Genomic DNA, 10,855 nt, shown 5'->3' with positions numbered 1-10,855 from the left:
CCGCAGGGGGGCGCTCTCCAGTTCCCCTATCCCAGCCGTTAAGGCGGCAGCTGCCGCCATATCGGTTCCGGTCCAGGGGAACGGGGCTTTGCCGCGCGCTAGCAGCTCACAGCGCGCTAGCATAGCAAGGCCGCGCCGAGGATGCGGCCCCTCTATGATGCGGTCCAGCTCCGCGCGGACACGCTCCACAGCAATATGCGCCAGCTTATCTCGCTGGCGCAGTAGCCCCCTCCACGTATTCTTAGCGATGGAGAAATCTAACACCGATGCGAAACGAATGCAGCGAAGCATGCGAAGCGCATCCTCATCGAACCGTTCCTCTGCATCACCCACACAGCGGATCACACGGAGAGCTAGATCCTTCTCGCCTCCGAAGGGATCAATCAAATCTCCATCCAGCCCGCAGCATATCGCATTAATCGTAAAATCACGACGACGAAGATCTTCCTTCACATCACTAACAAATTCAACATGGTCCGGACGACGATGATCTACATACCCGCTTTCAGTTCGGTATGTCGTCACCTCAAATCCATGCCCATCCTGAAGCACAGTGACCGTCCCGTGTGCTAGTCCTGTCGGAATACTGCGTGCGAAAATGGCTATCACTTCCTCCGGCACTGCTGAAGTTGTAATATCCATATCATGCACTGGCCTACCCAATAGCTCATCGCGAATGCAGCCTCCAACCCAAAAAGCCTCATGGCCGTTTTGCGTTAGCTCAGAAATTACATTTTCCGCCGCAAGAGCCATAGCAGATGGCGCCATTTTCCATTTCATTACGAACTCCTTACCCCCTGACTGTATCCAGTCTAGGTACCTTGCGCCCGAGCACACGGTAATATATATCCTCATACTGACTTGTAATCGAATCCTTACAGAAATCTTTGCAGGCCGTTTCCAAACAAGCTTGTCTGAACTGCTCCACCATGCGATCATCCGATAGGAGTTTGATTGCATATTTCGCCATAGTTTCTGTATCCCCAATTGGAGCAATGAATCCTGTCTTGCCATGTTCTATGAGCTCCGGAATGCCTCCGGTTTGAGAACCTATAGTCGGAACACCACAGGCCATCGCTTCCAGGGCGACCAGACCAAAGCTTTCCTTCTCAGAAGGTAACAGAAGAAGATCAGCCAACGAAATAACCTGAGCAATCTCATCCTGTCTTCCTAAGAAGCGGACTTTATCATCCAGACCCATTTCACTGATCTTAGCTTGAATCTTAGGAAGATCTGGCCCTTCGCCAACAAGCAGCAGACGTGAAGGGATTTCGCGATTCACTTTAGCAAAGATATCCACAACATCACTTACCCTTTTAACTGGGCGGAAGTTACTGATATGCATCAAGATCTTCTCCTCAGGGGAAGCAAAATCATCCCGTAGATTCGAAACATCCCGTGGGTAATAGACACGATGGTCAACAAAATTATAAGTGAGGTCGATCTCGCGCGTGATATCCAGCACTTCTCGAGTTTCTCTAATGAGATCCTTCGATACAGCTGTTACTGCATCACTTTCATTAATCCCAAGACGGATTAGATCTTTTAGAGATTCATCTTGTCCAAGTACCGTGATATCCGTACCATGCAAGGTCGTTACAACTTTTATATCATTACCAAGCATCTGCTTAGCAAGGAAAGCACAAACAGCATGCGGAACAGCGTAATGAACATGAAACAAATCCAAATTCTGCATTTTGGCAACCTGAGCCATTTTCGTAGCGAGCGCTAAATCATAAGGAGGATATTTGAATACATAATAATCATTAACCTCTACCTCATGGTAAAATATATTTTTCTGGAATTTCCCTAACCGAAACGGAATGCTGTGTGTAATAAAATGAACTTCATGTCCCTTTTCGGCCAAGAGTTTTCCTAATTCAGTCGCTACTACGCCTGAGCCGCCAAGAGACGGATAACAAGTGATGCCTATTTTCAAACGATCCATATTCCGTCCCCTTCTATACCTTATATAGTTTGATCCCCTGCAGTAAACAAATCTACTGCATAAGGCACTTTTGTTGCAAACCCTTCCGCATAGGGAATGAGTCTCCGCTGTCCAAGCAACATGTCTCTGGAACGAACACGTTCAATGTAACCTTCTGTCAGCGGTGTGGATACAGCATCGGCACCGAGCGGCTTGGTGAACTGGGAGCGATAGCAGGACAACGCCTGTTCTTTCAGCCCATATTGTTTAGTAACATCTACAATAAGATCCGTACGTCCTAGATCATTTATAAAATAAAAAAACAGCTGTGGAGCCGGAACTGCCGGCTTGTCCGGCATATATTTACGTAGTTTAGCATTAAAAACAGCCTCTTCTACTAGCTTACTGCACGCAATATGATCCGGATGACGATCTTCCCAATAAGGAGCAAAAACAATCGCAGGAGCAAACCGGCGAATTTCTGCTGTCACAGCGGCCACATGCTCTTCTGTTATAAACAGCCCTCTGTCAGATAAGCCCAAATTCGTCCGCACAGACACGCCAAGTAGATCAGCAGCTTGCTGTGCCTCTTCCTTGCGTAGCTCTACAGTACCGTTCGAGGACATTTCCGCAGCTGTTAAATCGCACAGACCTACTTTTAGTCCTGCAGCGGTATGCTTCGCAATCGTACCTGCCATTCCGATCTCCGCATCATCCGCATGAGCCCCAAATACAAGAATGTCCAGCTTCATTCATCAACACCTGGTTTGTATTTATGGACGAGTTCTCGCCAAGCAAAGTCACCACGATCAATCGCCTTCACAAGCACCTCAGCTGTTGCGATATTCGTTGCTACAGGGATACCATATACGTCACATAGACGAAGTAAAGCTGTAATATCTGGTTCATGTGGTTGTGCCATTAATGGGTCGCGCAAGAAAATAATAAGATCCAATTCATCTTGGGCTACCATTGCCCCAATTTGCTGATCTCCACCCAATGGTCCTGACATATAGCGATGAATCTTCAAGCTAGTCACATCCATGATCCGTTGGCCAGTAGTCCCCGTAGAAAATAGTTCATGACCTACAAATACATGCTCATAGGCTAATACAAAATTTACGATTTCATCTTTTTTACGATCATGTGCAATAAATGCGATCTTTAACATGGTGTTCTCCCCTGTCTATTCTATAAAGTGCTCAAATCCATAGATCAAGCCAGTGTATCCCATTACCTTTTGAATACCCATCTTAACGCCTGGCATATAGCCTGCTCGCTCATAAGAATCATGCCGGATTTTTAAGGATTGTCCGAACCCACCAAAAATCACTTCTTCTTGGGCAAACACACCAGGAAGACGGACACTATGTATCCGGAATCCATTATAGTAACCCCCACGCGCACCCTCAATCGTTTCTTCTTCTTTAGGGTTTCCTTGACGAAGCTCTTCCCGTACTTCTGAAATCATCTCTGCTGTTTTGACTGCAGTTCCGGATGGAGCATCCAGTTTTTGGTCACCATGATACTCGATAATCTCCAGATGTGGAAAGTATTTTGAAGCTTGAGCCGCAAATCTCATCAACAGAATAGCCCCTATGGAGAAGTTCGGAGCAATAAGTCCACCTATCCCCTGGTCTTGACACTGCTTGTCCAGTTCCACAATTTGCTCCGGTGTGAATCCGGTTGTACCGATAACCGGACGCACGCCATATTTAATGGCTAACACTGTATTCGTATACGCTGATTGCGGTGTAGTGAAATCGACCACAACATCTCCGTTGCTTCCTGCGAGGGCAGCCTCAAAATCTGAAGTTACAATAATTCCTGAGTCTTCCAGACCTACTAGACGGCCTGCATCTATATCCATCGATGAACGATCTACCGCAGCCGCTAGCTCCAACTCTTCGTCTTGCAGCACAAGTTTAACAACCTCTTTACCCATTCTCCCGCCTGCGCCGGATACGATAACTCTGATCTTGTTGCTCATATCTTTTCATCCTCGCTTTCACTAGTTATATAGTTATTGCATATACGATTGTATGGATTTCTGAAGGTCTACCATCAATTCTCGCAAGCCAGAATCATCCGGATGTAAAGAAATCACTTCTTTTAAGGCGGCCATAGCCTGTATATGTTCATTCACCCGACTATGTGCGATGGCAAGCCATACATAAGCATCCCCGTATAATGGATCCAGGGCGATGGCCTCTTTAAGTAGCGTAATCGGATGGTACGGGTTACGAGTTTTGTTTTCTTCATCTTCTATCAACCGCTTAGCTTCCTGTACATGCATCATAGCTTGAAGATGCTGTAGATGCAGACTATACTCAGGTTTGCTGCCATCTAACTTCATAGCCGCCTGAGCATGAACTAAAGCTTTATCTAGCATACCACTGCGGGCATATGTTATGGAACAACGATATCTGACTTCAGCATCAGCAGGACTTGCTGCAATCGCAGCCTCAAAGCAAACAATAGCTTCCGCAAAGTCACTACGCAATATTGAGCGGTAGGCTTCTCTTACATAATCCCTTTGATCCATATCCTCACCATCCTCACGGCTAAATCCCGTTCGTTTGGTACAGCATATGTTATAGAGGCCTAATCGGTGTCTTTTGGTGTCCAACGCCCAGCATCTCGGGTATTAAACTTATGCATGACCTTATTATGTGCTTCAGTCAGATCAATCCCAAGAGAATTTGCAAAACAAACGGTAATAAACAAAATATCTCCCAGTTCAAGCTTTATAGAATTCTCTGCTTCATCAGATTTCTTCGGCTTCTCACCGAATTCATGATTGACTTCCCGCGCCAACTCTCCGACTTCCTCGGACATGCGGGCTAACATAGACAGCGGGCTGAAGTATCCTTCTTTAAATTGCGATATATAAGCGTCTACTTCACGCTGAATGTCACCAAGACTTTTGTCCATAAAATGTATCTTAGCCCCCTCTGTATATCTTGCCTTCTGTTTGCCCCTATGTTATCGTAAAGACGTTTTGAAGACAAATCTTTTTTGAATATTTTAACACCTGCAAGAAAAGGTATACTTATTATAGGAAAAGAAAAACTGCCTTAACAAGGCCTAACGAGGGATTCCATGAATTCAAACAAGGTAATTTCAATCAGCAAAACAGTTGCCCCTATCATGCTCGGAACCGCAGTATATGCATTCGGACTACTGTATTTCATCATTCCCAGTCAACTCATGGAAGGCGGCGTAACGGGAATCACACTGCTGCTTAATTATGCCTTTGACATTCCAATCTTTTTAACAACACTGCTAATCAATCTCCCATTGTTTCTGCTCGGTTGGAAAGTCCTAGGCGGCCGCCAAATTGTATACACAGGTGTAGGAATCGGATCTTTGTCCCTTTTCTTGTGGATCTTCGAAAGATTGATCTCTGCTGGATGGATTGTTCCTTTCAGTACCGAACATGACTTTATTCTTGCTGCGCTATACGCAGGGGTAACACTCGGAACCGGGCTTGGGATTGTGTTCCGTTTTGGTGGCACTACAGGTGGCGTAGACATTGTGGCAAGAATTCTGGGACGGAATTTCGGCTGGAGCATGGGGCAGATTATTCTGGCCATCGACATTTTCATTATCGGCTCTTCCATCTTCTATATCCCCAAAGAAAAAATTCTATACACACTCGTTGCTGTGTTCATCGCATCGCGTGTCATCGATTTTATCCAGGAGGGCGCTTATGCCGCCAAAGCTTTTACAATCATTAGTGATGAGGCACCCCAAATTGCTGATCTAATCACTGCTGAACTAGAACGAGGGGTAACACTCATTCCTGCAATCGGTGCGTATTCTAAGCAAGCCAAACATATGGTGTATTGTGTAGTTTCAAGGCAGGAAATTCGCCGTCTTAGTTTACTGGTTAAATCGATTGATCCGCATGCGTTTGTAATTATTAGCGATGTGCACGACGTACAAGGCGAGGGATTCAGAGAAACATAAAATATCCCCACAAAGTGTGGCCTTGCTTCGATGCGTACTCAGGTACTTTGCGGGGGCCCCAAATAAATAATTTCTAATTCGTTAAAAATAGGAGCGGGGGACTCTTCCCCGCTCCTTTTGGTTATATAAACATTCCACTAAATGGGTTTGAAGTTCTGATTCTCTCCACGGTACTTACGATAACCCGCATAAGCTAATACAGCGATAATAAAACCTGCGGCTAGTCCTCCCCAAATCCCAAATTCTTGTGAGGCCAAGGGTACTGACAAAGCCGGCTCATCCTTCTCTTTTCCGAACATTACCCGCACAGTATCCTGACCATAAGACACAATTTCAAGCAACCGGGCCCGTTCGATTTTTTGTGAGGAAGAAGAAATGCCTGCGGCATAAGAGAGCCAGGAATCAAAAGCATTTACAACTTCAGGTTGCCGAGAGACGATCACCGCTGGCCGGATATTTTCGTACCTGCCCTGTAGCCTCTCTACAGCCGTTTTCCATCCCGCCAGATCATTTGTAGCACCACTTTGCTCCATCGCATTTAAATCCTCGCGGATTAGCTTATAATACTGAAGCCAAATGGGTTGTCCGGGTTGATTTAGACTATTGGCAGCTAACCGTAATTTGGCCGCTGTAGCCTCCAATTGCTGCTGAGATACTTTTGCGCTTGCCACAGCAGCCTTCAGGTCCATAATGACCCCTGATAAAGCATTAATGCCCTCTACAGAGGTCATTCCTTCAAAAGAAGAGGACACTATGATCCTAGAGATCTCTTCAGTCTCTTGTCGGACCTTCATCACATCCCCTTCCAAGACATACCCATACAATGCCTCAGCGGCTTGTTCTAGCAACTGTGCTCCGGTCTTTCCGCTCATCACTGTCAAGCCGTTGCCCGAACTAACGTCGGCGCTTTGCTTCGAAGCCTTGCCAGAGCCTTCACCAGCATTCCCTTGCGCTGCCGAAGCTTTTTCAACATTCATGCTGGTCAGTAACCAGCAAAATACTAGAATAACCAACACATAATATCTCCCTCGGAGCATGAAATACCCCCTCCTACTTAAGAAGAAACGACGTTGTCATCTTTTAAAGACGATATTCGTTTCTCGTAAAATTATAAGGATTAAGCATAGTATAAAACTCATACTTCTTATAATTCTAAATGTATGGCAGGGGGACAAGGGTTAGAACTGCTTACTAGAACCTATTCTTAAATTGATAGATAGAGTCTACTGGTCTTTGTCTACTACTAAACAACCAAGCAACAATCACACTAAACACTGTAAGCGCCATCGTGAAATATTGCACCTGTGTGACATCATCATTCAGTACAGAAGGTAGCCACGGGTATATTCCGTAGGAATAGTCCAGCATATCATTTGCAAGGGTCCAGAACAGCGCTAGCGGAATCATTTTGCGGAAAGAAAAGAATCGTGCATAGATCAAAGCTTCTACTGCCATCCCCAAATGAGAGATCACCAGCATCCAATCTTTCCAGACTAGAATATCTCCTTGATAACCTCCAGCAAAAATCATACTTACTGCCCAAATCCCATACTTCACAGACGTCACAACCGCTAACGCCTCAATAAGCTCCCTTACATTGTTTCCCGTATAGCTTTTTGGAGGAAAGAGCATTAGCAACAGCGCCAAGGTAAAGAACAAGCTCGCGGTTGGACTATCTGGAACAAACGGGAGCAACCAAAGCGGAAAGTTAGCCGCCGTGAACTCCAATTGATTGCCATACCATATGTAGCCATAAATGGTACCGAGAAGATTCACAATGAATAACAACCAAATGATTCCTCGGTGCTTAAACAGTTTATCAAGAACGGACATACAGATCATTAACCTCCCAAGTAGTGGCAACTTTACATTTAGACATACAAAAACCTGACCGCAGTTTCGATCAGGTTTTGCGTTATTATTATTTTACTGTTCGCTTTTTTGTTTGGCAAGCCAGTCTGCCAAGGCATCAATGTCTTGATCAGAAAGCCCCGCTCCCAGAGCAGTATCATACATCTTCGGCATCTGCCCTTGACCCTCTTTTATAATAGTAAGGATTGCTTCTTTATCATGGGTGTCCCCAACGCCGCGAAGTGAAGGTCCGCCTGCCCCTTTCAAATCCGCTGCATGACAAGAGATGCAAGTAGCTTGCTTAAATAGCCCCATAGCTGGATCATCCTTATCTACAATCGCTACTTCCTTCGCCTTAACTGCACTAGAGGTTGGAAGCCCCTTCGCCCTATTCTCTGCCGCCTTCTCTTCCCGTTGAACATCTTCAGGAATTTGACCAGTTTCAGCCATTTCATGTTTGTATTCAGTCCAAGCGGTATTTGTTAGGTACACAATCGCCGCTAGCGATAAGAACATCAAAGATGAAGCGATCGGTCTACGGTAGAAGCGACGTTCTCTGCCCGTGTCAAGAAATGGAGCTAAAAGAAGTGAACCAAAAGCTACACCGGTTACTCCTAATGTACCCAGTACGATATAATCACCTGAAGCATAAGGAAGCTTCAAATACTGATAGAGAAACAAGAAATACCAGTCAGGAATCGGGATAACCGTAGCACTCGCATTCGCTGGAAACCCTAGCGGCGCTGGCTCTGAAATAGTAAGCACTAATATTCCTACAAGTACAACGACGCCAACCATCCATTCTTTTAGTAGAAAGTTAGGGATAAAGGCTTCCGATTTACCAGGATAGGCTGAATAGTCTGGAGGTGTGATAAATCCATTGCCTTTACGAACTCTGGTATCACCGACATATACAACCTTTTCCTTAGAATTGTTTCCATGTGCCATCCATATTCCTCCTCTCTCAGATTAACTTACAACGGTCCAGAAATCCCTTGTCTGCGGATCATAATAAAGTGTCCTACGAGCAGACTAAGAAGCACCGCTGGGAGGAAGAATACATGTAGTGCGAAGAACCGAGTCAACGTTTCTGCACCAACAATCGTACCGCCTTGCATAAGTTCTTTCAATACGGGTCCCATCACTGGAACCGAGTTAGCAATTTCGAGTGTTACCTTAGTCGCAAAGTAAGCTTTATTGTCCCAAGGCAATAAGTAACCCGTTAAACCGAGCCCCAACATTACGAAGAAGATGAGCATTCCAACTACCCAGTTCATCTCACGTGGAGCTTTATAAGAGCCTGTAAAGAAGACGCGCATCGTATGAAGGAACATCATAACAATGACAAGACTAGCACCCCAGTGATGCATTCCGCGAACGATTTGTCCAAAGGCAACACTAGATTGTAAATACTCAACACTTGCATAAGCATTGATAATATCTGGAACATAATACATCGTTAAGAACATACCCGATAAGATCTGAATCACTGTAATAAAAAAGGTCAGTCCGCCAAAACAATACACAAACGCAGAGAAGTGATGGGCCGGGTTAACATGCTCAGGAACCTCGTGGTCGGCCACGTCTCTCCAAATTGGCGTAACATCCAAACGTTCGTCAATCCAGTTATAGACATTTTTAAACATTAGAACCTATGCCTCCTCACTAGCTACTGTATTAGGCACAATATCACCCAAAAGAACCCACCCGTTATCAAATTTCGTTTTATACTGGTCCAGCGGTTTTGGAGCTACTTCGAGATTTTTGCCGAGTTTGGTATAACGTGCACCGTGGCAAGGACAGTGATACTCGTCCGGATATGCCTTATCATTGTTCCATCCGACCGTACATCCTAAATGTTTACAAATGGGTGAAAGCGCATAAATATCACCCTTTGCGTCTTTACGGATCCACGCAGTCAGCGTCGCTGTGCTGTCGTACCATCCGTCTTTCTGTTTCAATTCAAACGTAAACTCTTGGGGCTCTTCGGTGATTTTGCTAATTTCAGCAACCTTTATAAAATCACCCGCGCCCTTCTTATGTAATATTGGGTCCACGACAAAACGGACCATTGGGAGAATTGTACCTGCCCCCATAAAAGCAGTAGCGCCACCTAGCGTGTAGGTCAAAAATTGCCTGCGCGACATCTCTTTACGGCTGGGTGGTTGTTCAGGCCAAATATCCTGTTGATCATTATGGCTGCTCATACTGTTATATAACCCCCTTCTCAAGATATAAGAAAGTATCTAAGGTGTCCGATCAGAGATGCCTTACTATAAATAATCCGTTTTCAAATCTTTTCAATGAAATACATCACATACCATTTCGATTCAACCTAATAATAGCTTAGGCACCAAAACCCGTCAAGAATATTGTCTAATTTGTGACAGGCCAAAAAGTGATTTTAACTTATAATTGTTGATTTTCTGTCACATTTAAAAGGGACTCACCGTCGCCACATCTCTTGAATTTCCATACCAATATCACTATTAATCTTACCTTCCAGAGAACCCTCAATGATAGGCAGAGAGAGTACTAAATCGCTTTCAAAAATTTCTTGTTCCAGAAGTGCTATATCTGCTGTCAACACCACAGCATACTGGAAACCACTGGATTTGACTTTTTGGCAAACCTCATTAATTAGGTCAACATATCCTCCCCCTCCATACTGAATCGCTGGATAAGTTACAATCCGTCCCTTAAACGGTATTTCCACCAAATCCATAAAATCACGTAATCTTTCTAAAGCTTGAACCGTCTCAGGAGGACTTTCAGCCCCGCTTAATCCTGTAAAAGGTATGAGACATGTATCATAGAACTTTCGATTTTCTTTCCACTGCTCAACTTCAAAATCACTGAATTTCATTTATGTCCATCTCCTTATTTACGATCCTTCGTTACTTTCACATTTCACAAATTTGCCCGAAGTTATAAATCCCATTATATTGAAAGAGGGGGACGAACGTCTATATTTAGATTTTCATAGGTTTTCCTTCACCTCTAATTGATACAGAAAGCTTCATTACTCCATTAGAAAAATCACAGCGTATAACAAGAAAGACGCCTGGTCGCGTTCTTGGAGGTAGAGTTACAAGCTGAGTACAT

The 10,855-nt window shown here is 44.7% G+C and carries 14 protein-coding genes; 1 reads left to right on the top strand and 13 read right to left on the bottom strand.

The features are described from left to right. From CA600_RS29585 to CA600_RS29555, 7 genes are all read right to left on the bottom strand, one after another. Window positions 1-780, bottom strand: a 780-nt coding sequence (locus CA600_RS29585) for a CCA tRNA nucleotidyltransferase (RefSeq protein ID WP_094874671.1), incomplete at its 3' end; no start/stop codon positions are given. Between the two features lie 10 nt (window positions 781-790). Then, entirely contained in the window at window positions 791-1,948 is a 1,158-nt protein-coding gene (gene bshA, locus CA600_RS29580; protein ID WP_094874670.1) for an N-acetyl-alpha-D-glucosaminyl L-malate synthase BshA, read from the bottom strand. A gap of 20 nt (window positions 1,949-1,968) precedes the next feature. Further along, entirely contained in the window at window positions 1,969-2,679 is a 711-nt protein-coding gene (gene bshB1, locus CA600_RS29575) for a bacillithiol biosynthesis deacetylase BshB1 (RefSeq protein WP_042190130.1), read from the bottom strand. Next, window positions 2,676-3,098 (bottom strand): methylglyoxal synthase, encoded by a 423-nt coding sequence (locus tag CA600_RS29570; RefSeq protein WP_042129517.1) that lies wholly within the window; start codon window positions 3,096-3,098, stop codon window positions 2,676-2,678. The genes bshB1 and CA600_RS29570 overlap by 4 nt, the downstream gene beginning before the upstream one ends. A 15-nt stretch (window positions 3,099-3,113) precedes the next feature. Next, window positions 3,114-3,917 (bottom strand): 4-hydroxy-tetrahydrodipicolinate reductase, encoded by an 804-nt coding sequence (gene dapB / locus CA600_RS29565; RefSeq protein ID WP_094874669.1) that lies wholly within the window; start codon window positions 3,915-3,917, stop codon window positions 3,114-3,116. A gap of 33 nt (window positions 3,918-3,950) precedes the next feature. Continuing rightward, window positions 3,951-4,472, bottom strand: coding sequence for a tetratricopeptide repeat protein (locus CA600_RS29560; RefSeq protein ID WP_094874668.1), 522 nt, complete (start codon window positions 4,470-4,472; stop codon window positions 3,951-3,953). 59 nt (window positions 4,473-4,531) lie between these two features. Next, window positions 4,532-4,861 (bottom strand): nucleotide pyrophosphohydrolase, encoded by a 330-nt coding sequence (locus CA600_RS29555; protein ID WP_094874667.1) that lies wholly within the window; start codon window positions 4,859-4,861, stop codon window positions 4,532-4,534. A 168-nt stretch (window positions 4,862-5,029) separates the two neighbouring features. Between CA600_RS29555 and CA600_RS29550 the strand changes: the two genes are divergently transcribed. Beyond that, window positions 5,030-5,899: a YitT family protein gene (locus tag CA600_RS29550; RefSeq protein WP_042190138.1), complete on the top strand. Its 870-nt coding sequence runs from the start codon at window positions 5,030-5,032 to the stop codon at window positions 5,897-5,899. 137 nt (window positions 5,900-6,036) lie between these two features. Here the strand turns inward: CA600_RS29550 and CA600_RS29545 are convergent, their stop codons facing one another. The 6 genes from CA600_RS29545 to CA600_RS29520 form a co-directional block, all read right to left on the bottom strand. Then, entirely contained in the window at window positions 6,037-6,936 is a 900-nt protein-coding gene (locus tag CA600_RS29545) for a sporulation protein YpjB (protein WP_094874666.1), read from the bottom strand. Window positions 6,937-7,090: 154 nt separating this feature from the next. Then, entirely contained in the window at window positions 7,091-7,732 is a 642-nt protein-coding gene (locus CA600_RS29540; RefSeq protein ID WP_256716306.1) for a DUF1405 domain-containing protein, read from the bottom strand. 93 nt (window positions 7,733-7,825) lie between these two features. Continuing rightward, window positions 7,826-8,698: a menaquinol-cytochrome c reductase cytochrome b/c subunit gene (locus tag CA600_RS29535; RefSeq protein ID WP_094874665.1), complete on the bottom strand. Its 873-nt coding sequence runs from the start codon at window positions 8,696-8,698 to the stop codon at window positions 7,826-7,828. A 26-nt stretch (window positions 8,699-8,724) separates the two neighbouring features. Next, a complete protein-coding gene (gene qcrB, locus CA600_RS29530; protein ID WP_042129529.1) occupies window positions 8,725-9,396 on the bottom strand; it encodes a menaquinol-cytochrome c reductase cytochrome b subunit in 672 nt (223 codons plus the stop codon). 6 nt (window positions 9,397-9,402) lie between these two features. Further along, window positions 9,403-9,957, bottom strand: a complete 555-nt coding sequence (locus CA600_RS29525) for a ubiquinol-cytochrome c reductase iron-sulfur subunit (RefSeq protein ID WP_094874664.1) — start codon at window positions 9,955-9,957, stop codon at window positions 9,403-9,405. Window positions 9,958-10,196: 239 nt separating this feature from the next. Next, entirely contained in the window at window positions 10,197-10,616 is a 420-nt protein-coding gene (locus CA600_RS29520; RefSeq protein WP_094874663.1) for a DUF2487 family protein, read from the bottom strand. Window positions 10,617-10,855 lie beyond the last annotated feature (239 nt).

Origin of the sequence: Paenibacillus sp. VTT E-133280 (genome assembly GCF_002264385.1) — a bacterium.
In the GTDB taxonomy this organism is placed as follows: Bacteria; Bacillota; Bacilli; order Paenibacillales; family Paenibacillaceae; genus Paenibacillus_AQ; species Paenibacillus_AQ nitricinens.
This window is presented reverse-complemented; position numbering and strand designations above follow the sequence as displayed.

Excerpts from the sequence above, each read along its gene's own strand:
- bshA (WP_094874670.1), bottom strand. The coding sequence starts at position 1,948 with ATGGATCGTTTGAAAATAGGCATCACTTGTTATCCGTCTCTTGGCGGC.
- bshB1 (WP_042190130.1), bottom strand. The coding sequence starts at position 2,679 with ATGAAGCTGGACATTCTTGTATTTGGGGCTCATGCGGATGATGCGGAG.
- CA600_RS29570 (WP_042129517.1), bottom strand. The coding sequence starts at position 3,098 with ATGTTAAAGATCGCATTTATTGCACATGATCGTAAAAAAGATGAAATC.
- dapB (WP_094874669.1), bottom strand. The coding sequence starts at position 3,917 with ATGAGCAACAAGATCAGAGTTATCGTATCCGGCGCAGGCGGGAGAATG.
- CA600_RS29560 (WP_094874668.1), bottom strand. The coding sequence starts at position 4,472 with ATGGATCAAAGGGATTATGTAAGAGAAGCCTACCGCTCAATATTGCGT.
- CA600_RS29555 (WP_094874667.1), bottom strand. The coding sequence starts at position 4,861 with ATGGACAAAAGTCTTGGTGACATTCAGCGTGAAGTAGACGCTTATATA.
- CA600_RS29550 (WP_042190138.1), top strand. The coding sequence starts at position 5,030 with ATGAATTCAAACAAGGTAATTTCAATCAGCAAAACAGTTGCCCCTATC.
- CA600_RS29545 (WP_094874666.1), bottom strand. The coding sequence starts at position 6,936 with ATGCTCCGAGGGAGATATTATGTGTTGGTTATTCTAGTATTTTGCTGG.
- CA600_RS29540 (WP_256716306.1), bottom strand. The coding sequence starts at position 7,732 with ATGTCCGTTCTTGATAAACTGTTTAAGCACCGAGGAATCATTTGGTTG.
- CA600_RS29535 (WP_094874665.1), bottom strand. The coding sequence starts at position 8,698 with ATGGCACATGGAAACAATTCTAAGGAAAAGGTTGTATATGTCGGTGAT.
- qcrB (WP_042129529.1), bottom strand. The coding sequence starts at position 9,396 with ATGTTTAAAAATGTCTATAACTGGATTGACGAACGTTTGGATGTTACG.
- CA600_RS29525 (WP_094874664.1), bottom strand. The coding sequence starts at position 9,957 with ATGAGCAGCCATAATGATCAACAGGATATTTGGCCTGAACAACCACCC.
- CA600_RS29520 (WP_094874663.1), bottom strand. The coding sequence starts at position 10,616 with ATGAAATTCAGTGATTTTGAAGTTGAGCAGTGGAAAGAAAATCGAAAG.